Here is a 23,169-nt window from a genome sequence, read left to right on the forward strand (position 1 = left end):
CTCCGGCAACCGGCGGGAGGATCACTACCAGAGGATCACTTCCAGTTGCGGGCCACCACTTCGGCGAGGTCCACCACCCGCTGGCTGTAGCCCCACTCGTTGTCGTACCAGCAGATCACCTTCACCATGTTGTCGCCCATCACCAGGGTGAGATCGGAGTCGACGATGGTGGATTCGTCGGTGCCCGCATGGTCGCTGGACACCAGCGGCAGGTCGCAGTACTTGATGATGCCCTTCATGCCGTTCTCGGAGGCGGCCTTCAGCGTGGCGTTCACTTCCTCACGGGAGGTGGGGCGGCTGACTTCCAGCACCAGGTCCACCACCGACACGTTGGGGGTGGGCACCCGCAGGGCGATGCCGTTGAGCTTGCCCTTCATCGGCGGATAGACCAGGGCCACGGCCTTGGCAGCGCCGGTGCTGGTGGGCACGATGTTGATCGCGGCGGCGCGGGCACGGCGCAGATCGCGGTGGGAGGCATCGAGGATGCGCTGGTCTCCCGTGTAGCTGTGGGTGGTGGTCATCGTGCCCTTGACGATGCCGAAGGCCTGATCGAGGGTCTTCACGATCGGTGCCATGCAGTTGGTGGTGCAGCTGGCGTTGGACACGATGTCCCAGTCTTCGTGGCGGTACTCGTGATCGTTCACCCCCACCACGAAGGTGCCCACGCCCTCACCCTTGCCGGGGGCCGTGATCAGCACCTTCTTCGCACCGGCTTCGATGTGCTTGCCGGCACCGGCCTGATCGATGAACACCCCGGTGGATTCGATCACCAGGTCCACACCCCATTCCTTCCAGGGCAGGTTGAGGGGGTTGCGGTCCGAGAAGCACTTGATCGTCCGGCCGTTGACGATGATGGCGTCGTCGGTGCAGCTCACCTCCGCATCCCGGATGTGGCCCAGCATCGAGTCGTACTGGAGCAGGTGGGAATTGGTGCGGGGATCGGAGGTGTCGTTGAGGCCCACCACCTCGATGCCGGTGTTGGCCCCACGGCTCAGCCAGCAGCGCATGAAGTTGCGACCGATCCGGCCGAATCCATTGATCGCAACCTTCAATGTCATGGCAGAAGAGCGGAAAACCCGCTAGTTAAGGGAGATTTGGCTGCCGATCATACAGAAATCACCTGCACGGCCCCCTTGCGGCAACGGGGAGCGGCATCGACCATGCCCGCAGACGCAGCATCTCGTAATGGTGCTGCGGACCCGGGCGGCCTAATTTCGCCAGGTGCAGCTTCCCGGTTCGGAGACGACCTTGATCCCCCAGCTCGATCGCCACCAGCCGCTGCACTTCATCGGGGTCGGAGGCATCGGCATGTCTGCCCTGGCAGGGATCCTGGCCGAGCGGGGCTATGCGGTGAGCGGCTCCGACCCCCGCGACAACGCGGTGCTCTGCAACCTGCGGCGGCGCGGGGTGCGCGTGTTCCGCGAGCAGAGCGGCAGCACGGTGGCAGCCATCCGGAGCGGCACCTCGATGGCTCCCCTGGTGGTGATCAGCTCCGCGGTGCCGGAGACCAACCCCGAACTCAGGGAGGCGCGCCGCGTGGGGCTGCGGATCTGCCACCGCTCGGACGTGCTCGCCGCACTGATCCAGGGCCAGGCCTCGATCGCCGTGGCCGGCAGCCACGGCAAGACCACCACCAGCAGCCTGATCGCCACCCTGCTGGCGGCCACGGGACACGACCCCACCGCCGTGATCGGGGGCATCGTGCCGGCCTTCGGCAGCAACGGCCGCAACGGCAAGGGGCGGCTGCTGGTGGCGGAGGCCGACGAGTCGGACGGCTCCCTGGTGAAGTTCAGGCCCGGCCTCGGGATCCTCACCAATGTGGAGCTGGACCACACCGACCACTACCCCGATCTCGACGCTCTGATCGGAACACTGCGCCGCTTCGCCGGGCGCTCCGACCGGCTGCTGGCCAACCACGACTGCGCGATCCTGCGGGAGCACTTCGAGGCCCAGCACTGGTGGTCCACCACCACCGCCGAGGGTGTCGACTTCGCCGCTGTCGCCCTCGAGGAGCGGGGTGACGGCACCACGGCCGAGTTCTACGAGCAGGGGCAGCCGGTGGGGAGGTTCTCCCTCCCCCTGCCGGGCCGCCACAACCTCAGCAATGCCGTGGCTGCCCTGGCCGCCTGCCGCCTGGAGGGGGTGGCCTTCGCGGAGCTGCAACGCGCCGTGGCCAGCCTCAGGCCGCCCGGCCGTCGCTTCGATTTCCGCGGCCAGTGGAACGGCCGTCTCGTGGTCGACGACTACGCCCACCATCCCAGTGAGGTGGCCGCCACCCTCGGCATGGCCCAGCTGATGGTGCGCAGTGGACGCAGTCCCCTGCCCCAGGCCCCGCGCCGTCTGGTGGCCGTGTTCCAGCCGCACCGCTACAGCCGCACGGCCCAGTTCCTCCCGGGCTTCGCCGAGGCGTTGTGCAACGCCGATGCGGTGCTGATCGCCCCGCTCTACGCCGCCGGTGAGGCGCCGATCGAGGGGGTGAGCAGCCATGCCCTGGCGGAGGCGATTCAGGCCCTCAAACCGGCCTTGCCGGTGATGGTGGCGGACGACCTCGATGAACTCGCCGCCCAGGTGGCCCGCTGCAGCCGGGTGGACGACCTGGTGCTGGCCATGGGAGCCGGCGATGTGAACAGCCTCTGGGAGAGGCTGGGCCAGCTGCCGGATCCCAGCCTCGAACTGGCCGCCTAGGTCGATGAGCGTCCGCTGCAGCCATCCCCCGGGTCTGCGCCAGGCCATCCGTCTGCAGCCCTTCACCACCTGGAAGGTGGGCGGCCCGGCCGAGTGGTTCGGCGAGCCGGCCGCCGATGAGGAGCTGGTGGCCATGGCGGCCTGGGCCTGGCAGGAGGGTCTGGCCCTGCGCTGCATCGGCGCGGGCTCGAACCTCCTGATCGCCGACACCGGCCTCGATGGCCTCACCCTCTGCAACCGCCGCCTGCAGGGCAGCAGCCTGGATGCGGGGAGTGGCTGGGTGGAAGCGGCGGCGGGGGAACCGATTCCCACCCTCGCCCGCAAGGCGGCCCGCGCGGGGCTGAGCGGCCTGGAGTGGGCCGTGGGCATTCCCGGCACCGTCGGTGGTGCCGCCGTGATGAACGCTGGCGCCCAGGGGGGGTGCACGGCGGATTGGCTGCATTCGGTGCGGGTGCTCGACCCGGCACGGCCGGAGCAGCCGTTCGATCTGGCGGCGGCGGAGCTCGACTTCGCCTACCGCCACAGCCGGCTGCAGCAGGAACCGTTGATCGTGCTGGCGGCCCGCTTCCGGCTCGAGCCCGGCCACGACCCCGCCAGCGTGAGCCAGCGCACCAGCACCAATCTCCACAGCCGCACCAGCACCCAGCCCTACCAGCAACCCAGCTGCGGCAGCGTGTTCCGCAACCCTGAACCACAGAAGGCCGGCCGGCTGATCGAGGAGCTGGGCCTCAAGGGCCTGCGCATCGGAGCGGCGGAGGTCTCGACCATCCACGCCAACTTCATCGTGAACACGGGGGAGGCCTGCGCCGCCGACATCGATGCCCTGATCCGGGAGGTGCAGCACCGGGTGCTGAGCCATCACGGCATCGCCCTGCATCCGGAGGTGAAGCGGCTGGGGTTCTAGGCCGGCACCAGGGTGGAGAGCGGCGCGAGGGGCGCCTTAGCCTGGAGCCTGCTTTTGTGACGGCATGGCCGGCTTCGGACTCCCCAATTTCGGTCAGCTCACCGAGGCCTTCAAGAAGGCTCAGGAACTGCAGCAGAACGCCCAGAAGCTCCAGGAGGAGCTCGACGCGATGGAGCTGGAGGGGAGCAGTGCCGATGGTCGCGCCAGTGTGTGGCTGTCGGGCAACCAGCAGCCCCTGCGGGTGCGGCTGGCACCGGAGCTGGTGGGCGAGGGTGCCGAAGCCTGCGAGGCGGCGGTGCTGGAGGCCCTCCAGGCGGCCTACGCCAACTCCACCGGCACCATGAAGGGCCGGATGGAGGAGCTCACCGGCGGCCTGAACCTCAACCTGCCCGGCCTGGGTGGCTGAAGCACCTCAGGTGGCTGCGGTGGTCTCCCCCTCGCCGCCCTCGGATCCGCCGATGTCCGTCTCCCGATCCGCCTGCTGCCGCTCGGAACGTCTGGAGGGCTGACGCAGACGGGGGGACAGCCGGGGTTCCAGGCCACCGCCGCGACGCCGCAGGCCCGCGTCCGGCTCCCCGGCAGAGCCACGGTGGGTCCGCTGCTCCTCCTGCTCGATGGCCTGCAGGCACTGGCGGTAGAGGGACCAGCGCTCCCAGCCGGTACCGACGGCACAGCCGGGCTCGCCCAGGTGCAGGCAATCGCTGAACCGGCAGGGCCCCTGACGGGCCAACTGCTGCCGCACCTCGGGGAACAGGGGGCCGAGCAGCTCCGGTTTCCGGGGCAGCTGGGGCCGGTTGAAGCCCGGTGTATCCGCCACCAGGGCCTGCGGAGCGATGCTGAACAGCTCCACGTGGCGGGTGGTGTGGCGCCCCCGTTGCAGGCGGCCGGACACGGCGGCCACCCGCAAGGCCAGGTCGGGCACCAGGGCGTTGAGCAGGCTGCTCTTGCCCACCCCGGAAGGCCCGCAGAGCACGGCGATTCCCGGTTGCTGCAGCCGGCGCCGCAGCGGCTCCAGCCCCTCCCCGCGGGAGGCGGCCAGGGCCACAGCTGCATAGCCCCAGCCGAAGACGCGGCGACGCCAGGCTTCCAGCTCGTCCGGCGCCACCAGGTCGGCCTTGGAGAGCACCAGCAGCACGGGAGGGCCGCAGGACTCCGCCGTGATCAGAAAGCGGGTGAGCTGCAGCGCATCGAGGGCCGGCTCCGCCAGGGACGCCACCACCACGATGCGGGAGACGTTGGCCACGGCAGGGCGCTCCAGTCGGTAACGGCTGGGCTCGACCGCGGCCACGGCTCCCCGGCCGGCCGGCCAGTCGATGCCGTCGACCCTGACCCGGTCCCCCACGCAGATGGCCAGCCCGCTCTTGGCGAGCCGGGTGCGGCGCGTGCACAGCAGGCGGGTCCGGTCCCCAGGCCCGGGCTGATCGAGTCCCACCATCGCGTAGTTGGCCTGCATGGCCACCACCAGGCCCTTGGCGCTGGTGGAGTCCGCCCCCTGCTCAGCCGTCATCGCGGCGCACCAGCAGGCGCACTGCAGCGGCAGCGGCTTCGGGATGGGGTGCGCTGACCACCGAGTAGCCCGCCTGGCCGAGGCCCGAGACCACCATGTCCTCGGGTTCGCCCCGATCGAGATCCACCTGCAACCAGGCGTCGGGCCCGAGGGTTTCGAGGGCCAGCTTGACCCGGATGTAGTTGAGCGGGCAGGGGGTGCCGCGCAGATCGAGGCAGACGCTGGGCTCGGCGGGAGAGGGCACGGGACTAGTCGCGGTGTCCGAACAGGCCGCCGAACAGACCGCTCTTGTGGGGGTGCTTGTGGCCCTTGCTGGTGTGATGGCCGGCCAGCTGCTCCAGCAGTTCCCTCTCCTCGCCGTTGAGCCGGGTGGGCAGCTGGACCTTCACGCTGAACTGATGGTTGCCCCGGGCCACGGGGTTGCCCAGCCTGGGCACACCCTTGCCCTGGAGGGTGAGCACCGCGCCAGGCTGGGTACCGGGCGGGATCTCGAGCTGCTCGGGGCCATCCACCGTCTCCACCTCGATGGTGTCGCCCAGAATCGCCTGGAGGTAGTTCAGCACCACCTCCGACTGCACATGGATGCCGTCCCGGCGCAGCTGGGGATGGGGCTGCACGCTGAGAAACACGTAGAGGTCCCCCGAGGGCCCGCCCCGCTGGCCGGCATTGCCCTCCTGGGCCACCCGCAGGCGTGTGCCGGAATCGACTCCGGCAGGGATGTTGATGCGCAGCTTCTTGCGCACCTGCTGCAGCCCCTGGCCGCCGCAGGCGCTGCAGGGGTCGGCGATCACCTGGCCCGTGCCCTCGCAGGTGGGGCAGGGGGCCACCTGGGTGAAACTGCCGAAGGGCGTGCGGGTGGCGCGGCGCACCTGGCCCACGCCGGAGCAGGTGCCGCAGGTGGTGGGGCCGGCCCCCTCCCGGGCCCCCGAGCCCTTGCAGGTGCTGCAGGTTTCGAGATGGCGGATCTGCACCTCCTTCTCGATGCCGAACACGGCCTCCTGGAAGCTGATGGTGAGATCGAGCCGCAGGTCGTCGCCCTGGCGGGGGCCACGCCGCCGCGGACCGCCGGCGCCAGCCGCTCCACCGAAGCCGCTGAAGAAGGTCTCGAACAGGTCGGCGAAGCCGCCCATGTCGGCCATGTCCGGCATGCCCCCACCCCCGAGGCCGGCCTCGCCGAACTGGTCATAGCGGGCACGGGTCTGGGGATCGCTCAGCACCTCGTAGGCCCGACCGATCTCCTTGAAGCGGTCCTCGGCACCGGCTTCCTTGTTGATGTCGGGGTGGTACTGGCGGGCGAGCCGGCGGTAGGCCCGCTTGAGGCTGTCGGCATCGGCATCACGGCTGACGCCGAGGAGGTCGTAGTAATCCGCCATGGTTCAGGCCCCGGGGGGTGGGGCGGGCTGGTCCTCGGCACCGGGAGCCGAGGGAACGGCAGCCTGCGACGACGCCTCGGCCGGGCCGGGCCCCATCGACACCTTCACCAGGGCGTGGCGAAGCACCCGCCCGTTGAGGTGGTAGCCCCGCTGCAGCTCCTCGATCACGATGTCCTCGGGGTGCTGCTCGCTCGGCTCGCGCAGCACGGCCTCGTGGAGCATGGGGTCGAAGGGCTCTCCCTCCACCCGCATCGGCGAGACGCCGAGCTGCTTGAACACCTCCACCAGCTGCCGATACAGGCCCTGGTAGCTGCGGTGCAGGGTCTGGGCCTCCTCGTGCTGGGGGTTCAGCTGCTGGCGGGCGCGGTCGAAGTTGTCCAGCACCGGCAGGATCTCGCCCAGGGTGGAACAGGTGATCTGCAACCGCTGGTCTTCGCTGTCGCGGCTCTGGCGCTTGCGGAAGTTGTCGAAATCCGCGGCCAGGCGCATGTACTGGCCGTTGAGCGCCTCGTGCTGGGCCCGCAGGGCGGCGAGTTCCTCCTCCAGCTCGGCGACCCTGGCTTCGCTTCCCTGCTGCTGGGGATCAAGTGACGGGGAGCTGCCGGCTTCTGGTCTGCCCGCCGGCGTCTCCTGGCCCATACCCGCAGCCTCGGCGGCGGCGGGTTGCACCTCAGGCTGAAGATCCTGTCCGGGGTCCTGTCCGGGGTTGGCCTCTGGACCTACCACAGGTTCACCGCTCATGAGTGACAACCAGCAACTTTGGATCTAAACATGTTGGGGGTCTACCGCGGCCCCTCACAACGGCGGAAGCCCGCACCTCGGGACCATGCCCCAGACCCCCTCCAGACCCGTCCCTGAAGCGCTCAGCCGCGAGCAGCAGCGTCTCGAGGCGGAGTTGCTGCTGGGGAAGCCCGTGCTGAGCGAGGACCAGCTGCTCCGGCAGCGGGTCGACGACCCGGTGCTCAAAGCCGACGAGTGGCGCGAGCTCGGCGCCTGTCCGGTGGCCAACCATGGGGACGAGCTGGTGGTGGCGGTGCCGATCCACTTCGGGGCCGAATCCCGCCAGGCCGTGGCCCGCACACTCGAATCGAGGGGGACGAGCCCGAAGCTGGTGCTGGCCCTGGCGGCTGACATCGCGGCAGCCCAGGAGCGGATCGGTGCGGGCCCCACGCGGCAGGGCCAGGCCCGCTCCCTCACCAGGGACCTCGACATCCCGACGGCCGACGGGGAACTGCAGGAGATCAGCGACCTTGAGGATCTGGAGGTCAGCGAAGCCGAGGCGAGTTCAAGCGCCAACGCCTCACCGATCGTGAGCCTGGTGGACAGGATTCTGATCGAGGCCCTCACCACCGGTGCGAGCGACATCCACATCGAACCGCAGGACAGCAGCATGACGATCCGCTTCAGGATCGACGGTGTGCTGCAGCAACACTTCGAAGTCCTGCCGAAAAGCCTGGTACCGGCGGTCACATCGCGGGTCAAGATCATGGCCGATCTTGACATCGCTGAACGCAGGATGCCCCAGGACGGGCGCATCCGACGGATGTTCCGGGGGCGGAAGATGGATTTCCGCGTCAGCACGCTCCCGACCCGCAATGGCGAGAAAGTCGTGCTGCGCCTGCTCGACAGCGGCGACACCCAGCTTGGCCTCGACTCTTTGATCACAGACCCAGGGGCCCGGCAGAGCCTGCGGGAACTGGGGGCGCGTCCCTACGGCATGATCCTGGTGACCGGACCGACCGGCTCGGGTAAGTCCACCACCTTGTACGCCCTGCTGTCGGAACGCAACGACCAGCACATCAACATCTCCACGGTGGAGGACCCGATTGAATACACCATCGCGGGAATCACCCAGACCCAGGTGAACCGGGAGAAGGGTCTGGACTTCTCCACGGCCCTGCGCGCTTTCATGCGGCAGGATCCTGATGTGCTCCTGGTGGGTGAGACCCGCGACCTCGAGACCGCCAAGACGGCCATCGAAGCAGCCCTCACCGGCCACCTGGTGATGACCACCCTGCACTGCAACGACGCGGCCAGTGCGATCGCCCGTCTCGATGAGATGGGTGTGGAGCCGTTCATGGTGAGTGCCTCCCTGCTCGGAATCGTGTCCCAGCGGCTGCTGCGGCGGGTCTGCCTTCATTGCCGGATCAGTTATCGCCCCAGCCCGGAAGAGTTGAGCCGCTTCGGATTGCTCAGCAGCATGGAAACCGATGTGACCTTCTTCCGCGCCAGAAGCAGCAAGCCCGGCCATGGAGACTACTGTTCAGCCTGCAATGGCAGCGGCTACAAGGGACGGGTTGGCGTGTACGAAGTGCTGCGGATGAATGACACCATGGCAGCGGCGATCGCGAAGCGCCAGACCACCGATGTGATCCGCCGCCTGGCCCTGGAGAGCGGCATGAAAACCCTGCTCGGCTACGGCCTTCAACTGGTCAGGGAGGGGCTCACGACCCTGACGGAAGTGGAGCGCATGCTTCTCACGGACTCAGGCCTGGAAAGTGAGCGCCGTTCCAAGGCGCTGAACTCGCTCACCTGCACCGGCTGCGGAGCAGGGCTGCATGACGACTGGCTGCAGTGCCCCTATTGCCTCACCGAGCGCTGAGGCCGAGAATTCAGTTCACCCCAGCACCAGCCCCCTCCCACACCATGGCCGTCATTATTGAAGATCTGATGAACCAGCTGGTTGCCGACGGCGGCAGTGATCTTCATCTCAGCGCTGGTCTTCCCCCCTATGGCCGCTTCAATGACCAGCTGCGGCCCATCCTCGACGACAGACTGGAAGAGGAAGCCTGCAACAGGCTGATCTTCTCGCTGCTGAACAATGCTCAACGCAAGCAGCTGGAGCAGAACTGGGAGCTGGACTGTTCCTACGGGCTCAAGGGAGTTGCGCGGTTCAGGGTCAATGTCTACCGCCAGCGTGGCACCTATGCAGCCTGTCTACGGGCCCTTGGCAATGATATTCCAACCCTGGACGCCCTTCACCTTCCACCGATTGTGGAGGAAATCAGCCGCTCTCCCAAGGGTTTGGTTTTGGTAACCGGCCCTACTGGGTCAGGGAAAACCACCACACTTGCGGCTGTGCTCGATCATATCAATCACACCCGTTCCGAGCATATTCTCACCATTGAAGACCCGATTGAATTCACCTACCGCTCCGATAAGAGCGTGATCCATCAGCGTCAACTCAATGACGACACACGCAGCTTTGCCAATGCCTTGCGCGCCGCCCTGCGGGAAGATCCTGATGTGATTCTGGTGGGTGAGCTCCGGGATCTTGAAACCATCCAGCTGGCCATCACAGCAGCGGAAACAGGCCACCTCGTGTTCGCCACCCTGCACACCAGCTCCGCCGCCCAGACGGTGGACCGGATGGTGGATGTATTTCCGGCTGGTCAGCAGACCCAGATCCGGGTACAACTGAGCACGAGCCTCGTGGCTGTGTTCGCCCAGACGCTCTGCAAACGTCACAATCCCGTTCCCGGAGAGTACGGTCGCGTGATGGCGCAGGAGATCATGATCAACACCCCTGCCATCGCCAACCTGATCCGGGAAGGTAAGACGGCCCAGCTTTACTCCCAGATGCAGATGGGCGGCCAGATGTCGATGCAGACCCTGGAGAAATCCCTTGCTGACCTGGTCATGAGCAACCAGATTCTCATGGATGAAGCTCTCACCAAGACAGGCAAACCCGAAGAGCTCAAGCGCCTGCTGAACCAGCTCAACTGAGGACTCCACCAACCGCCATGCCCACCTTCACCGCCAGCTACCTCAACAACGGCAAGGAAAGCTCCGTCAACGTGGATGCTCCCGATCTCTTGCAGGCCAAGCGCACCTTGCGCCTGCGGGGCATCCGGGTCACGGAGATCAAGGTCCAGAGCATCGGTTCGGCCAGCAGCCGCAAAGCCCAGACCCAGCTGCGGGAGAAGCTGAGGGCCTCCAGCTTGTTCAGCCGATTTGAGGCCAGGCCGGGGGTCAAGGCCAAGGCCGTGTTTGCAAGCAAGCTGGCCGCCCTGGTGAATGCGGGGGTGCCGATCGTGCGCAGCATCGATCTGATGGCCAGCCAGCAGAAGAAGCCGCTGTTCAAACGGGCCCTTGAATCGGTGAGCCTGGAGCTGAACCAGGGCGTGAGCTTCGGGGATGCGATGCGGCGCTGGCCCAAGGTCTTCGACCGGCTCACGATCGCCATGGTGGAAGCCGGTGAAGCGGGGGGTGTGCTGGACGAAACGCTGCGACGGCTGGCGAAGCTGCTGGAAGCCAATGCCAGGCTGCAGAACCAGATCAGGGGGGCCATGGCCTACCCCCTGGCCGTATTCACGATTGCCATCCTGGTGTTTCTGGGCATGACGATTTTCATCATCCCCACCTTCGCCAAGATCTTCGAAGACCTGGGGGCAGATCTTCCCTGGTTCACCCAGATGATGGTGGATCTCAGCGCCTTGCTGCGATCACCCTTCTCCCTGGTTCTGGCGGCCGCTCTGGTGGTCCTGGCCATCGTGGCCATCAAGTTCTACCAGACCCCCGTCGGCAGACGCCGCATCGATGCCCTGGCCCTGAAACTGCCTCTGTTCGGGGAGCTGATCCAGAAGACCGCCACGGCACAGTTCAGTCGCACCTTCAGCTCCCTGACCAGGGCTGGGGTACCCATCCTTCAAGCGCTTGATGTCGTGAGGGATATCACCTCCAATGCGATCATCTCCGATGCGATCCAAAGCAGCAGGGACGATCTGATTCAGGGGATTCCACTGAGCATTGCCCTGGGACGGAAACGGGTGCTGCCCGAGATGGCCGTCAGCATGCTCTCCATCGGAGAGGAAACCGGAGAAATGGATGCCATGCTTTCCAAGGTGGCCGATTTCTATGAGGATGAAGTCGAGACAGCTGTCAAGGCGCTCACGTCGCTGCTGGAGCCCATGATGATCATCCTGGTGGGCGGCATCGTTGGCGCCATCCTGATCGCCATGTACCTGCCGATGTTCTCGATCTTTGACCAGATCAAGTAATCCTCAAGCTCCCTGCGAATCAGGCCCCCTGACAATCCTCCAGCCCCCTATCCAGTCCCCTGGATGGCCTGCGCCACCGCCTGGCCCGCCAGCCAGCCGGAACTCCAGCAGTGCTGGAAGTTGAACCCCCCGGTCACACCGTCCACATCCAGCAGCTCGCCGACGATGTAGAGCCCCGGCCGCAGGCGGCTCTGCATCGTTGCTGTGTTCACCTCCCCCAGAGCAACACCCCCGGCGGTGACGAATTCCTCCCCGAAGGGACCACGCCCCCGCACCCGGTAACGGGAACGGCGCAGCGCCTCGATCAACCCCTGCTGGTGGCGCTTGGGAAGGTCGGCCCAGCGCAGGGCCGGATCCACGCCCCGGCTCTCCAGCAGATGCAGCCAGAGGCGACGACCGAGGGCCGGCCAGGGGCGGGCGTTGGCCAGCTGTCGACGCGCCTGATCGCGGCGGGCCTCCTGGAAGAGCGCCGCCAGGTCCGGCTCGGAGCGGCCGCCGGTCCAGTCCACCACCAGCTCGGCCCGGTAACGCGCCGCATGGAGTGAGCGCGCTGCGAAGGCCGTGAGCCGCAGCGTGGCCGGACCGCTCACCCCCCAGTGGGTGATCAGCAGGGGACCGCGCTGGTGCTCACGGTGGCCATCAGGAAGTTCCAGGGTGAGCTGGACCGGGTCCATCGTCACGCCGGCCAGAGCCACCAGGGGGTCGTCCGCCAGAGCCAGGGTGAACAGGGAAGGCACCGGTGGCACCGGCGTGTGGCCCAGGCTGGTGGCGAAGCGCCGACCACTGGGGTGCCCTCCCGTGGCCAGCACCACCTGGCGGGCCCACAGGTGCCTCGCCGTGATCTGCTCCCCGCTGCAGCGCACCTGCAGCCCGAATCCCCCCCGCTCGGCCAGCAGCGCCTGAACGCTCATGCCGGTGTGCACCGTCACCCCCGCCGCGGCCGCGGCCGAGCGCAGGGTGGCCACCACGGAACTGGAGCGGTTAGAGCGGGGAAAGAGGCGTCCATCCGGCTCCTCCACCAGCTCGAGGCCACGGGCGTCGAACCAGGCCACCGCGTCCCCGCAGGCGAACCGCGAGAAGGGGCCCCGCAGGGCCCTCTGCCCCCGGGGATAGTGACCCACCAGCTCGTGGGGATCCCAGCAGGCATGGGTCACGTTGCAGCGACCACCCCCGCTGATCCGCACCTTCTGGAGGGGCTCCTGCGTGGCCTCCAGCACATGGATGTCGCGCACGCCGGCCTCGGCCGCGGTGATCGCGGCCATGAAGCCGGCCGGGCCCCCGCCGACCACCGCCACTGCCGCCCGATCAGGAAGCATGGAAAGCAACGGGTGCGGGGATGGGGACCGGCGCGGCTGCAGGGAAGTCTGACGCCCTACCGGCCCGGACCCGGGACTTGCCAAGCTGGAGGCCATGGATGGGGCAATGCAGCAGCTCGAGAGGCCCAGTTACCGCTTCAGCGTGGCGCCGATGATGGACTACACCGATCGGCATTTCCGGGTGCTGATGCGGCAGATCACCCGGCACAGCCTCCTGTACACGGAGATGGTGGTGGCCCGAGCGCTGCACCACGCCCGCCAGGCCCCCGGCGCCGAGGCACCGGGGGGGCGGCTGGAGCGGCTGCTGGGCTTCGACAGGATCGAGAACCCCATCGCCCTGCAGGTGGGTGGTGACGACCCCGCCCTGCTGGCGGAGGCCAGCAGCCTGGCGGCGGCCTGGGGCTACGACGAGATCAACCTCAACGTGGGCTGCCCCAGCGACAAGGTGCAACGGGGGCGTTTCGGAGCCTGTCTGATGGCAGACCCTGAGCGGGTGGCCGCCTGCGTTGCCGCGATGGCCGACGCCTCCCCCCTGCCGGTGACCGTGAAACACCGGATCGGGATCGACCATCACGACTCCTACCCCCAGCTGCTGACGTTCATGGACACCGTGGCTGCCGCAGGCGCCTGCCGCTTCAGCGTGCATGCCCGCAAGGCCTGGCTCGAGGGCCTCGACCCCAAGCAGAACCGCACGATTCCGCCCCTGCGCTACGACTGGGTGCACCGGCTCAAGCGGGACAGGCCCCAGCTGATCGTGGAGCTCAACGGCGGTCTGGAGACCCCGGAAGCCTGCCGGCAGCAGCTCGACCATGTGGACGGCACCATGGTGGGCCGCGCCGCCTACGCCCACCCGCTGCGCTGGGCGGGCGTGGATCGCAGCATCCACGGCGATGCCACCCGGGGGGAGGCCAGGGCCTCGGAGGTGGTGCGGGGCCTGGTGCCCCACGCCGAGCGCTGGTGCAGCCGCGGGGGCCGGCTCTGGGCGATCGCCCGCCATCTGGTGCACGTGGTGGAGGGGGTGCCCGGCGCCCGGCGCTGGCGCCAGGCGCTCACGGAGGCGGCCAGCCAGCCGGGAGCGGGTCCTGAGGTCCTGGAGCGGGCGTCCCAACCTCTGGAGGCCGCGGGCCACTGAGCTGGGCGGGCGGATCGGCTGGGCAAACGGATCAGCCCTCGGCGCCGCCCCCGGTGTCGTCGGCGGCGTAACCACTGCTGCGCCGCCTGCGGGTGCGGCCAGCCTCGAAGCCTTCGGACCCACCGCCATGGCCACCGCCGTAGCTGCGGTCTTCCCAGCCGCGGGCGCCGGAGCCGCGGTCCTGCCCGGCGGAACCAGCCCCGGCCCGGCTGTACCCCCCACCCCCGGCTCCACCGGGGGTGGTGCCGCCGCCATAGCCACCGGCACCACCGCCGCCACCGCCGTAGCCGCCACGCCGTGGTGCAGCACCGCGGGGCTCGGCCTTGTTGATCCGCAGGGGGCGACCCATCAGCTCGCTGCCCTGCAGCGCCTCGATGGCCCGGGATTCCGCCTCGGGATCAGCCATCTCCACGAAGGCGAAGCCCCGCTTGCGGCCCGTGTCGCGCTCCAGGGGCAGCGCACAGTTCACCACCTCACCGAAGGGTGCAAACAGCTCCGCCACATCCTCCTGCTCCGCGCGGAAGGGCAGATTGCCGACAAAGATGCTCACGAACCAGGGGTAGGCGCTCGGGCCTCGAACGAACCCAGCCTAGGGCCGACTGGCTCAACCGCCCCTGAGGGCGTCCCGGCCCGCCTCAGGGCTGCAGCAGGCGGCGGGCCGCCTCGAGCTGAACCGCCACCTGCTCGAAGGCCGTGCCCCCCTCACTGCGGCGGGCCGCCACCACCTGGCGTGGATCGATCGCCGCGTAGATGTCCTCGGCAAAGGCGGGGTGCAGGGCCTGCCAGCGCTCCAGGGGCAGATCGCGCAGCAGCACACCCTCCTGCAGGCAGCGCTTCACCAGCCCCCCCACCAGCTGGTAGGCCTCACGGAAGGGCACCCCGCGGGCCACGAGATAGTCGGCCACATCGGTGGCGTTGGAGAAATCCGCCGCCACGGCGGCCTCCAGGCGCTGCGGGCGGAACTCCAGACCCTCCTCCAGCAGGACCGCCATCGCCTCCAGGCAGGCGAGCACGGTGGCCACGCCGTCGAACAGGGCCTCCTTGTCTTCCTGGAAGTCCTTGTTGTAGGCCAGGGGCAGGCCCTTGATCATGGTGAGCAGGCCCACGAGATGGCCGAACACCCGGCCGCTCTTGCCCCGCACCAGTTCGGGCACATCGGGATTCTTCTTCTGCGGCATCAGGCTGCTGCCGGTGGCGCAGCGGTCGGTGAGGCCGATGAAGCCGAACTCCTCACTGGCCCAGAGAATCACCTCCTCACTGAGGCGACTGAGGTGCGCCAGCACCAGCGAGGCCGCCGCCATGAACTCCACCGTGAAGTCCCGGTCGCTCACCGCATCGAGACTGTTGCCGTAGACCGCCTCGAAGCCGAGTTCCGCCGCGGTCTGACGGCGGTCGATCGGCACCGGGGTCCCGGCCAGGGCCGCCGCGCCGAGGGGGCAGATGTTCACCCGGCGGCGCACGTCGCGCAGGCGCTCCCGGTCGCGCTCCGCCATGGCGATGTAGGCAAGCAGATGGTGGGCCAGGCACACCGGCTGGGCCCGCTGCAGGTGGGTGTAACCGGGGATCAGGGTGTCGGCATGGCGCTCGGCCTGGGCCAGCAGGGCCCGCTCGTAGCGCACCAGGGCCGCATCGATGGCATCGATGCGCCGCCGCAGCCACAGCCGCAGGTCGGTGCCCACCTGGTCGTTGCGGGAGCGGCCGGTGTGGAGCTTCTTGCCCAGGGGCCCGAGCAGCTCGATCAGGCGCCGTTCCACCGCGAAGTGGACATCCTCCGCCTCGATGCCGGGCTGGAAACGGCCGGCGGCCGCCTCGGCCCGGATGGCCTCCAGACCTTCGATCAACCGGTCGGCCTCCACGCCGGGGATCACCCCGCAGCGGCCCAGCATGCGGGCGTGGGCGATCGAGCCATCCAGATCTTCCTGCAGGAGCGCGATGTCGAACCCGATCGAGGCGTTGAACCGCTCGATGGCCGGATGCAGGCCCTGCTCGAAGCGGTTGCTCCAGCCGGCGGCCTCTCCCCCGGTGACACCACTGGTGGCGCCGCTGGGCTGGGATGGGGAGGAAGCGGCGGCCATCGCGGCGGGAACGGGCAGGCTGTCAGCTTGCCACTCAGCTCCCAAACGGCGGCAGGGTGGGCAGCACCAGCTCGTCGCGCACCTTCAGCACCACGATCGAGGCGTCATCGTCGAGGTGGCGCTGGGCCCCCACGAAGCGATCGAGGCGCTCGAACAACCGCTCGAGGATCTGCTGGGCCCCCAGACCCTCCCTGCAGGCGCCGCGGAAACTCTCCACGAGACGGGTTTCCTCGTAGCGCTCCCCGTTGAGGCCCGTGGCCTCGGTGAGGCCGTCGGTGTAATAGAGCACCACATCGCCGGGATCGAGCACGGTGGCATCCACCCCATACTCCGCTTCGCTCTGCAGACCGATCAGCAGGCCGGGAGCATCGAGCCGCTGGATGCGATCGCCGTGGCGGCGCCACAGCAGCGGAGGGTTGTGGGCCGCGTTGCCATAGCGCAGCAGGCGCGTGCGGGGGTCGTAGTCGGAATAGAAGAGGGTGACGAAACGGTGGGAATGGGCCAGGTCCTCCTGGGCCAGCTGGTTGAGGTCGTGCAGGATCCGGTCCGGAGGATGGCCGCTCAGCACCTCGGCCCGCAGCATGCCGCGCAGCAGCGACATCAGCAGACCGGCAGGCACGCCCTTGCCCATCACGTCGCCCATCACCAGCGCCCAGCGCTCCTTCTCCCGGGGCCGGCCCGCGCCCACGGGGCGGGTGGGAATGAAGTCGTAGTAGTCGCCCCCCACCTGGAAGGCCGGCCGGCAGCGGGCCGCCAGCTCGATCCCCTCGATCACCGGGCAGCGATCCGGCAGCAGCTGCCCCTGCACCTCGGCACCGATGCTCAGCTGGCGATCCACCCGCTCATGCCGCCGCATGTCCTGGAGCAGGGTGTCGTTCTCCAGGGCCATGCCCACCAGATCCGCCACCAGCTGCACATGGCGGCGGTGCACCTCACTCCAGCAGAAGCCGGGCCGCTGGCTGAACACGTAGAGGCGTCCGCGCTGATGGCTGCGGCACACCACCGAGGTGGCGAACACCTGGGCACCGTCGAGGAGACGCCCCACCCGCTGATCCAGCAGGGCGGGCGCCGCGGGGTCGTTGCCGATGGCCGCGGCCTCAGGGTCGGGCTGGGCCGCCAGCTGATGCAGCAGCTCGCGGCAGCGGTCGTAGGGGGTGGCCTGGAGCTGCTCCCGCCAGAGGCGGCCGTCCTCGCGGAACACCAGCAGCACCGCGCCATCGGCCTCCACCAGGCGTGAAGCCACCAGCGGCACCAGCTCCAGCAGGCGGCCGAGGTTGGTGACGCTGCGCAGGGCGAAGCCCAGGGAAGCCAGCAGCTCCTGGTTGCGGCGCTGCTCCCGGTTGAGGCTGTCCAGCAGCTGCCGCACCGAGGCCGAGGCGGCCTGGACCGGCGATGCCGAAGCGGGCGATGCCGAAGCGGGCGATGCCGAAGCGGAAGGAGAAGGGGCAGGCGGCGTCTGGCTCAACGCGCAGCCGCAGGGGACACGCAGGGTAGCCGCGATCAGCCGGCCAGCAGGGCCTCCACGAATTCGAAGCTGTTGAAGGGGCGCAGGTCGCGGATGCCCTCCCCGGCACCGATGAAGCGGATCGGCAGGCCGGCCTCGGAGGCCACCGCCAGGGCCACGCCACCGCGGGCACTGCCATCGAGCTTGGTGAGCACCACACCCGTGAGGCCGGCGGCGGCGGCGAAGGCCATGGCCTGGCGCAGGCCGTTCTGACCCTGGCTGGAATCGAGCACCAGCAGCGACTCCACGGCGGCGTCGGGAGCCAGCTTGTCGACGATGCGGCGCACCTTGGCCAGCTCCTCCATCAGGTTGTGCTTGGTCTGGAGGCGGCCGGCCGTGTCCACCAGCACCAGCTCGGTGCCCTGGGCCTTGGCCGCCCCCAGCGCGTCGTACACCACCGCGGCCGGATCGGCGTTGGCCGAGGGATTGGCGATCACGGGCACGCCGCTGCGCTCACCCCACACCTGCACCTGCTGCACCGCCGCCGCCCGGAAGGTGTCGGCGGCGGCGATCAGGCAGCTGTAGCCGCTGCGCACCGCCAGGTTGGCCAGCTTGCCGAGGGTGGTGGTCTTGCCCACCCCATTCACCCCCACCAGCAGCCACACGTTGAGGCGATCGCGCTCGGGGGCCAGCAGGGGCGTGGCACTGGCCTGGATCGGCTGGTCCAGGATGGCCCGCAGCTGTTCCTTGAGGAAGCGGATCCCCTCGGCGGGGTCCACCACCTCGCGGTTGAGGCGATCGCGCAGGGCCTCGAGCACCTGGTCGGTGGCGGTGACGCCCACATCGGCCCGCAGCAGGGTGGTTTCGAGGTCGTCGAGCTGTTCCGGGCTGAGCGGATCGTCGCCGAGTGTCTCGAGCAGCTGGGTGACGAAGCCCTGGCGGGTCTTCTCGAGGCCCTGGCGCAGGCGGCCCAGCCAGTCGATCTCCTCCAGCGACACCTCCTCCACCCGTCTCCCCTGGGCGGCGAGCACCTCGGCCGACCAGGTGAAGGTGTCATCGAAGGCGCCCAGCTGGGGTTCGGACGCCTGCGCCGGGGCTTCCAGGGGCGCGGCGGGGGCCGGCGTTGCTGGGGTGGCCGCGGCCGTGATCGCCTGCTGGCGCTCGGCCCGCTGGGCAGCGGCCTGCTCCAGCAGAGAGGGGCCTGCCACAGAGCTGGGGGCAGGCTGGGGTGCGGCCTCGGATTCAGGGGCGGGCGGCGCGGCGGCGGGCGGCTCCGGCTCGATCGGCTGGTCCGGTGGTGCCGCAGCCCTGGCGGCCTCCTGCTGGGCCTTCAGCCGCGCGTAGGCCTCGCGGGCCCAGGCGAGGGCGTCCTGATCCTGCTCCGCGGCGGCAGGAACTGCGGCAGGCGGGTCCGGCTCCGGGGCACTGTCGGGCTCCGAGACACTGACGCACTCCGGGGCAGAATCGCGCTCCGAGACAACGTCGCGCTCCGGGGCAGCGTCGGGCTCGGAGACAGCCTCACGCTCCGGGGGAGCGTCGGGCTGCGGGGAACGGTCGGGCTCCGGGGCATCCGGAGCGGCGAGCTTGCGCCTGAACCAGTCGAACACCATCAGGAGGACATCACCGCGTCGGTGTAGCGCCGCAGGACGCCATTGATCATGCGGCGGCCCCGCTCGTCGCTGTAGCGGTTGGCCAGATCGACGGCCTCATTGCAGGCCACGGGCGCTGGGGTATCGAAATCGGCGAGATCAACGGCAGCCAGCCGCAGGATGTCCCGGTCGATGCGGGGCAGACGGGTGAGCCGCCAGCCCTCCATCACCGCATCGAGGCGGCGATCGATCTCCTCCCGCTGGCGCAACACCGAGGCCGCCCGCTCCAGGGCACCACGGCGCACCTCCTCCTGATCGGCGAGGAGCAGCAGACGAGGCAGCTCGAGACCGGCCGAGAGTCGGTTGAGGGCCTGTTCGGCCGAGGCCAGACCCTCCTGCAGGTGCTGGCGCACCCGCGGCAGCTGCGACGCTCCCTGCTCCTGCAGTTCGCTGTCCAGCAGATGCTGCTGCGCTGTCTGCAGGTCCTCGGCCGAGCGGTCGAGGGCTTCACGCACGTGCTGGCTGAGGCTGGCCAGGGCCCGGTTCAGGAGCTGGTCTAGGGCCAGTTCGCCCCTGGAGACAGCAGCGTCGCCTCGGTCACTGATCTGGCCCAGCATCAGCAGGGCCAGTTCGCGGGAAAGGGTGCGGCTCTGCATCAGGACATCTGGGGGGCGCGCAGCTGGGCCAGCAGGCTGGAAAAGCTGCGGTTGGGGGTCTCGCGCTCGTCGGGGTTGACGATGCCGGCGGAAATGATCGTGCGGAAGGCGTCCTCCACCGAGAGGTTGAGGTCGCGAACCGAGCGCTCGGGCACCACGGCGTACCAGCCGGTGGTGGGATTGGGCGCGGTGGGGATGAAGACGCTGAGCATGGGCTCGGAGAAGCCGGCCTGCAGGGCGGTGCCCAGCACACCGGTGACGAAACCCAGGGCGAAGAGGCCCTCGCGGGGGTATTCCACCAGCACCACCCGGCGGAAGCGGGAGGAGTTGCCCTGGAGGAAGGTCTCCAGCAGCTGCTTGAGGGTCTTGTACACCGACCCCGCCAGCGGGATGCGCAGCAGGGTGCCCTCGCCGAACTCCAGCAGCCAGCGGCCGACGATGTTGCGGGCCATCAGGCCGATCAACAGGATGGCGAGCAGGGGCACCAGCAGCCCCACGCCCAGGTTGATCAGCTCCTGCAACACCGGGTTGAGGGTGTTGAACGGATTGAACTGCTTGGGGATGGAGGTGAGGAAGGCCAGCACGAACCGGCTCACCGTGGTGGCGAGCCAGATGGTGGTGGCCAGCGGGATCACCACCAGCAGCCCGGCGATCAGGTCGTTCTTGAGATCCTGCTGGAGGCGGTTGCCCAGGGGCAGATCTGGTCTGGGACTGGATTGAACCAAGGCGAAACCCGGCGATCCGGCCGACAGCTACCAGCAGGCAACTTAGCCAGCCGCGTCCCAGCGGCGTCTGTCAGACAAGGGCGGCCAGGGCCAGCAGGGCAAAGGCGATGGCGAGCACGGCCGCGCGGCCAGTGCCGCCGAACCGGCGCTGCTGGATGGAGAGATCCCGACCCAGGCGCGCCTGATCGAGCTGTTGCTGCGCCTGGGCGAGCTGGGGCTTGAGCTGGGCATCAATGAATTCCTGCGCCTTCTGCCGCTTGAGCTCCGCCGTGGCACCGGCGGGAATCCGCCCCTCCTTCTCGGCTTCGGCGATCAGCTGGTCCACGAAGGCGGGATCCTGCAGCTGCTGGTTCTGCATCTGCAACTGGGAGGTCTGCTGGGCGATGGAGGCCTCGGACTGCTGCATCTGGGCAGCGAGGGCAGCCTCGGCGTCGATGGAGAGGGGCACCGCCACGACCATGGTGATGGCCAGCACGGCAGCGAGAGCGCCGGTGACCCAGCGCAGCGGGGTCCGGCCCGCCGGGGCCTCCAGGCGGCTGGCGATCAGCATCAGCAGCAGACCCACGAGCGCCAGCGGCGCATCCGCCACCAGCCGATCCACGAACACCTGGCGGAATGGCTCCAGCGACCAGTTCCAGGCGGCCACCAGGGCCATGACCTGCAGGGCCATCAGCACCACCAGGGTGAGGCCGATCCAGCGGGAGAGAAAGGCCAGACGGCCGGAGGTGGCTGAACTCACAGGCTGTGCGCGGCAAACTGGGGTGAGGGGCAAGTGTACGGGTCATGACCGAAGCCGCCCCCGTGACGGCCGAGCTGGACGACGCCCCCGGGCTCGCAGCCAGCCTGAAACAGAGGGCCCGGGCCCTGGGGTTTGATCCGGTGGGAGTGGCGGCCGTGCCGGGCAGTGCGCGACTGCGGCTGCGCAGCGCGGCGCTGGAGCGCTGGCTGGCCCACAGCTACCAGGCGGACATGGCCTGGATGGCCGACCCGCGCCGGCGGCAGGTGGAGGCGCTGCTGCCCGGGGTGCGCAGCCTGCTGGCGGTGGGCCTCAACTACTTCGTGGCGGTGGAACGGCGGAACGGTGCCCCGAAAGTGGCGCGGTACGGCTGGGGACGGGACTACCACCGGGTGATCGATGGGCGGCTGCGCCAGCTGGGGCGCTGGCTGGAAAGCCAGGTGCCGGGCTGCCGCTGGCGGGCCTGCGTGGACAGCGCCCCCCTGATGGACAAGGCCTGGGCCGAGGAGGCGGGGCTGGGATGGATCGGCAAGCACGGCAACCTGATCCACCGGCAGCGGGGGTCGTGGCTGCTGCTGGGCCACCTGCTCACCACCGTTCCGCTGCCGGCGGATCCACCGGCGCAACCCCTCTGCGGCAGCTGCAGCCTCTGCCTGGCCGCCTGCCCCACCGAGGCGATCCGGGAACCCTTCGTGGTGGACAGCCGCCGCTGCATCGCCTTCCACACGATCGAGAGCCGGGAACCCGCCTTGCCCGCATCGATCAGCCGTCACCTGCAGGGCTGGGTGGCGGGCTGCGACATCTGCCAGGACGTCTGTCCCTGGAACCGGGGTCCGCTGGAGAGTTCAACCGATCCGGCCATGGCCCCCAGGAGCTGGATGCTGGATCTGCCGCCGCTCGAAGCCCTCCACTGGGATGACGCCACCTGGGATCTGCGCCTGCGCGCTTCGGCGCTGCGGCGCATCAAGCCCTGGATGTGGCGCCGCAACCTCCGGGCCCTGCACCGTCACGCGGGCGGAACCGGATCGAAGCCCACTCCCTAGTGTGGAAGGGAACCGATCCGTTTCGATGGCTTCGCGCTGGCTGCGCGCCTTTCCACTCGTCGCCCTGGGACTGAGCCTCAGCCAGACGTTACCGGCCAACGCCCTTGTGCCCTACGTCTACGTCCCCCAGAGCGAGGAGCTCCAGGGGGCGGGCTTGGGGATTGCCCAGGCCGCCGCCCGGCTGCTGCGGCTCGGCCAGGCGGAGGATGCCGCCCGGCTGGCGGCCCTGACGGTGCAGCTCCTGCCGGCAGACCCGCGGGGCTGGATGCTGCTGGCCGAAGCCCAGCTGCGCAGCAGCCAGCTCAAGGCCGCGGCCGGCTCCCTGGCCAAGGCCAAGGAACTGGATCCGGGCAATGCCGGCATCTGGTTCGCGGAGGGGTCGCTGGCCCTGCGCGACGGTCGCGCCGAACAGGCGATCGACCTGCTGCAGCAGGGCCTCCGGCTCGACCGCCGCAACGCCAGCGCCTATTTCGATCTGGGTAACGCCCACATCCTGCTGAGCCAGCCCTCCCTGGCCCTGAAGGCCTTCGAGCGGGCCAGCGAGCTGCGGCGTGACTTCTGGGAGGCGATCAACAACCAGGCCCTGGTGCTCTACGAGCAGGGCAAGACGAGTGAGGCGATCGTCCGCTGGCGACGGGTGCTCAAGATCAAACCCGATGCCGCGGAACCCAACCTGGCGCTGGCGGCCAGCCTGTTCAACCGCGGCGGGGAAGCCCGGGCCGAGGCCCTCGAGCGGGCCAGCCGGGCCCTGGATGCCGAACCCAACTACGTGCTGGCCAGCTACCAGAAGGAACAGCTGTGGGGACCGAAACTGCGCACCACCACCCAGGAGCTGCTGGAGCTGGCCGAGCTGAAGCCCTACGTGGACCGCGCCCTGGCCAACGCCAGTCCGGAGGGAGACACCGAGCTGTAAGCCCGACCAGGCCGGCCGGCAGCGGAAGGCGCTTTCGAAAAGCCCATCGGTAGGCTGAGCCGCACCTCTCG

The 23,169-nt window shown here is 69.1% G+C and carries 22 protein-coding genes; 9 read left to right on the forward strand and 13 right to left on the reverse strand.

The genetic code is table 11. From position 1 onward, the window contains the following. Positions 1-35 precede the first annotated feature (35 nt). A complete protein-coding gene (locus CBM981_RS11050) occupies positions 36-1,058 on the reverse strand; it encodes a type I glyceraldehyde-3-phosphate dehydrogenase (RefSeq protein WP_087068446.1) in 1,023 nt (340 codons plus the stop codon). A 190-nt stretch (positions 1,059-1,248) separates the two neighbouring features. Between CBM981_RS11050 and murC the strand changes: the two genes are divergently transcribed. The 3 genes from murC to CBM981_RS11065 all read left to right on the forward strand — a co-directional run bounded on the left by murC (position 1,249) and on the right by CBM981_RS11065 (position 3,995). After that, on the forward strand, positions 1,249-2,685 hold the full coding sequence (gene murC / locus CBM981_RS11055; RefSeq protein ID WP_369801609.1) for a UDP-N-acetylmuramate--L-alanine ligase: 1,437 nt from the start codon (positions 1,249-1,251) through the stop codon (positions 2,683-2,685). A gap of 4 nt (positions 2,686-2,689) precedes the next feature. Next, positions 2,690-3,589, forward strand: a complete 900-nt coding sequence (murB, locus tag CBM981_RS11060; RefSeq protein ID WP_087068447.1) for a UDP-N-acetylmuramate dehydrogenase — start codon at positions 2,690-2,692, stop codon at positions 3,587-3,589. A 64-nt stretch (positions 3,590-3,653) separates the two neighbouring features. Next, entirely contained in the window at positions 3,654-3,995 is a 342-nt protein-coding gene (locus tag CBM981_RS11065; RefSeq protein ID WP_087068448.1) for a YbaB/EbfC family nucleoid-associated protein, read from the forward strand. 6 nt (positions 3,996-4,001) lie between these two features. On the opposite strand, the gene rsgA is transcribed toward CBM981_RS11065, so the two are convergent. Genes rsgA through grpE form a run of 4 tightly spaced genes read right to left on the reverse strand, consistent with a single transcriptional unit; the run spans position 4,002 to position 7,210 of the window. Further along, complete coding sequence (rsgA, locus tag CBM981_RS11070) at positions 4,002-5,096, reverse strand: ribosome small subunit-dependent GTPase A (protein ID WP_087068449.1); 1,095 nt, start codon at positions 5,094-5,096, stop codon at positions 4,002-4,004. After that, on the reverse strand, positions 5,086-5,340 hold the full coding sequence (locus tag CBM981_RS11075; protein WP_087068450.1) for a sulfurtransferase TusA family protein: 255 nt from the start codon (positions 5,338-5,340) through the stop codon (positions 5,086-5,088). The genes rsgA and CBM981_RS11075 overlap by 11 nt, the downstream gene beginning before the upstream one ends. Positions 5,341-5,344: 4 nt before the next feature. Next, complete coding sequence (gene dnaJ, locus CBM981_RS11080) at positions 5,345-6,469, reverse strand: molecular chaperone DnaJ (RefSeq protein WP_087068451.1); 1,125 nt, start codon at positions 6,467-6,469, stop codon at positions 5,345-5,347. Between the two features lie 3 nt (positions 6,470-6,472). Then, positions 6,473-7,210, reverse strand: coding sequence for a nucleotide exchange factor GrpE (gene grpE / locus CBM981_RS11085; protein ID WP_157665421.1), 738 nt, complete (start codon positions 7,208-7,210; stop codon positions 6,473-6,475). 85 nt (positions 7,211-7,295) lie between these two features. Between grpE and CBM981_RS11090 the strand changes: the two genes are divergently transcribed. The 3 genes from CBM981_RS11090 to CBM981_RS11100 are packed head-to-tail and all read left to right on the forward strand — an operon-like array spanning position 7,296 to position 11,469. Then, complete coding sequence (locus CBM981_RS11090) at positions 7,296-9,071, forward strand: GspE/PulE family protein (RefSeq protein WP_172820879.1); 1,776 nt, start codon at positions 7,296-7,298, stop codon at positions 9,069-9,071. 44 nt (positions 9,072-9,115) lie between these two features. After that, positions 9,116-10,195 carry a type IV pilus twitching motility protein PilT gene (locus tag CBM981_RS11095; RefSeq protein ID WP_087068453.1) on the forward strand — a complete coding sequence of 360 codons (1,080 nt, stop codon included), beginning with the start codon at positions 9,116-9,118 and terminating at the stop codon, positions 10,193-10,195. A 17-nt stretch (positions 10,196-10,212) separates the two neighbouring features. Then, positions 10,213-11,469 (forward strand): type II secretion system F family protein, encoded by a 1,257-nt coding sequence (locus CBM981_RS11100; RefSeq protein WP_087068454.1) that lies wholly within the window; start codon positions 10,213-10,215, stop codon positions 11,467-11,469. Positions 11,470-11,516: 47 nt separating this feature from the next. On the opposite strand, the gene CBM981_RS11105 is transcribed toward CBM981_RS11100, so the two are convergent. Continuing rightward, entirely contained in the window at positions 11,517-12,785 is a 1,269-nt protein-coding gene (locus CBM981_RS11105) for an NAD(P)/FAD-dependent oxidoreductase (RefSeq protein ID WP_087068455.1), read from the reverse strand. A 94-nt stretch (positions 12,786-12,879) separates the two neighbouring features. Here CBM981_RS11105 and dusA point away from each other — a divergent pair, with 94 nt between their 5' ends. Continuing rightward, positions 12,880-13,917: a tRNA dihydrouridine(20/20a) synthase DusA gene (gene dusA / locus CBM981_RS11110; protein ID WP_087068456.1), complete on the forward strand. Its 1,038-nt coding sequence runs from the start codon at positions 12,880-12,882 to the stop codon at positions 13,915-13,917. 31 nt (positions 13,918-13,948) lie between these two features. Here dusA and CBM981_RS11115 read toward each other — a convergent pair whose 3' ends face one another. The 7 genes from CBM981_RS11115 to CBM981_RS11145 form a co-directional block, all read right to left on the reverse strand. Next, complete coding sequence (locus CBM981_RS11115; protein ID WP_087068457.1) at positions 13,949-14,467, reverse strand: RNA-binding protein; 519 nt, start codon at positions 14,465-14,467, stop codon at positions 13,949-13,951. 85 nt (positions 14,468-14,552) lie between these two features. Further along, a complete protein-coding gene (gene argH, locus CBM981_RS11120; RefSeq protein WP_087068458.1) occupies positions 14,553-15,992 on the reverse strand; it encodes an argininosuccinate lyase in 1,440 nt (479 codons plus the stop codon). Between the two features lie 34 nt (positions 15,993-16,026). Beyond that, positions 16,027-17,358 carry a PP2C family protein-serine/threonine phosphatase gene (locus tag CBM981_RS11125; RefSeq protein WP_087068459.1) on the reverse strand — a complete coding sequence of 444 codons (1,332 nt, stop codon included), beginning with the start codon at positions 17,356-17,358 and terminating at the stop codon, positions 16,027-16,029. Positions 17,359-17,492: 134 nt separating this feature from the next. Continuing rightward, on the reverse strand, positions 17,493-19,046 hold the full coding sequence (gene ftsY, locus CBM981_RS11130; RefSeq protein ID WP_087068460.1) for a signal recognition particle-docking protein FtsY: 1,554 nt from the start codon (positions 19,044-19,046) through the stop codon (positions 17,493-17,495). After that, positions 19,046-19,681: a transcription antitermination factor NusB gene (nusB, locus tag CBM981_RS11135; protein ID WP_087068461.1), complete on the reverse strand. Its 636-nt coding sequence runs from the start codon at positions 19,679-19,681 to the stop codon at positions 19,046-19,048. Before nusB ends, ftsY begins: the two co-directional genes overlap by 1 nt. Beyond that, positions 19,681-20,406 (reverse strand): DUF502 domain-containing protein, encoded by a 726-nt coding sequence (locus CBM981_RS11140; RefSeq protein ID WP_087068462.1) that lies wholly within the window; start codon positions 20,404-20,406, stop codon positions 19,681-19,683. Before CBM981_RS11140 ends, nusB begins: the two co-directional genes overlap by 1 nt. 70 nt (positions 20,407-20,476) lie before the next feature. Next, a complete protein-coding gene (locus tag CBM981_RS11145; RefSeq protein WP_087068463.1) occupies positions 20,477-21,145 on the reverse strand; it encodes an HpsJ family protein in 669 nt (222 codons plus the stop codon). Between the two features lie 44 nt (positions 21,146-21,189). On the opposite strand from CBM981_RS11145, the gene queG reads away from it, so the two are divergent. Further along, positions 21,190-22,185 carry a tRNA epoxyqueuosine(34) reductase QueG gene (gene queG, locus CBM981_RS11150; protein WP_087068464.1) on the forward strand — a complete coding sequence of 332 codons (996 nt, stop codon included), beginning with the start codon at positions 21,190-21,192 and terminating at the stop codon, positions 22,183-22,185. 25 nt (positions 22,186-22,210) lie between these two features. Beyond that, positions 22,211-23,098 carry a tetratricopeptide repeat protein gene (locus tag CBM981_RS11155; protein ID WP_087068465.1) on the forward strand — a complete coding sequence of 296 codons (888 nt, stop codon included), beginning with the start codon at positions 22,211-22,213 and terminating at the stop codon, positions 23,096-23,098. Positions 23,099-23,169 lie beyond the last annotated feature (71 nt).

The sequence above is a fragment of the Cyanobium sp. NIES-981 genome, assembly GCF_900088535.1.
Classification (GTDB): domain Bacteria; phylum Cyanobacteriota; class Cyanobacteriia; order PCC-6307; family Cyanobiaceae; genus NIES-981.

Excerpts from the sequence above, each read along its gene's own strand:
- grpE (WP_157665421.1), bottom strand. The coding sequence starts at position 7,210 with ATGAGCGGTGAACCTGTGGTAGGTCCAGAGGCCAACCCCGGACAGGAC.
- ftsY (WP_087068460.1), bottom strand. The coding sequence starts at position 19,046 with ATGGTGTTCGACTGGTTCAGGCGCAAGCTCGCCGCTCCGGATGCCCCG.
- CBM981_RS11090 (WP_172820879.1), top strand. The coding sequence starts at position 7,296 with ATGCCCCAGACCCCCTCCAGACCCGTCCCTGAAGCGCTCAGCCGCGAG.
- CBM981_RS11105 (WP_087068455.1), bottom strand. The coding sequence starts at position 12,785 with ATGCTTCCTGATCGGGCGGCAGTGGCGGTGGTCGGCGGGGGCCCGGCC.
- CBM981_RS11065 (WP_087068448.1), top strand. The coding sequence starts at position 3,654 with ATGGCCGGCTTCGGACTCCCCAATTTCGGTCAGCTCACCGAGGCCTTC.
- argH (WP_087068458.1), bottom strand. The coding sequence starts at position 15,992 with ATGGCCGCCGCTTCCTCCCCATCCCAGCCCAGCGGCGCCACCAGTGGT.
- dusA (WP_087068456.1), top strand. The coding sequence starts at position 12,880 with ATGGATGGGGCAATGCAGCAGCTCGAGAGGCCCAGTTACCGCTTCAGC.
- CBM981_RS11100 (WP_087068454.1), top strand. The coding sequence starts at position 10,213 with ATGCCCACCTTCACCGCCAGCTACCTCAACAACGGCAAGGAAAGCTCC.
- dnaJ (WP_087068451.1), bottom strand. The coding sequence starts at position 6,469 with ATGGCGGATTACTACGACCTCCTCGGCGTCAGCCGTGATGCCGATGCC.
- CBM981_RS11155 (WP_087068465.1), top strand. The coding sequence starts at position 22,211 with ATGGCTTCGCGCTGGCTGCGCGCCTTTCCACTCGTCGCCCTGGGACTG.
- CBM981_RS11050 (WP_087068446.1), bottom strand. The coding sequence starts at position 1,058 with ATGACATTGAAGGTTGCGATCAATGGATTCGGCCGGATCGGTCGCAAC.
- queG (WP_087068464.1), top strand. The coding sequence starts at position 21,190 with ATGACCGAAGCCGCCCCCGTGACGGCCGAGCTGGACGACGCCCCCGGG.
- rsgA (WP_087068449.1), bottom strand. The coding sequence starts at position 5,096 with ATGACGGCTGAGCAGGGGGCGGACTCCACCAGCGCCAAGGGCCTGGTG.
- murB (WP_087068447.1), top strand. The coding sequence starts at position 2,690 with ATGAGCGTCCGCTGCAGCCATCCCCCGGGTCTGCGCCAGGCCATCCGT.
- CBM981_RS11095 (WP_087068453.1), top strand. The coding sequence starts at position 9,116 with ATGGCCGTCATTATTGAAGATCTGATGAACCAGCTGGTTGCCGACGGC.
- nusB (WP_087068461.1), bottom strand. The coding sequence starts at position 19,681 with ATGCAGAGCCGCACCCTTTCCCGCGAACTGGCCCTGCTGATGCTGGGC.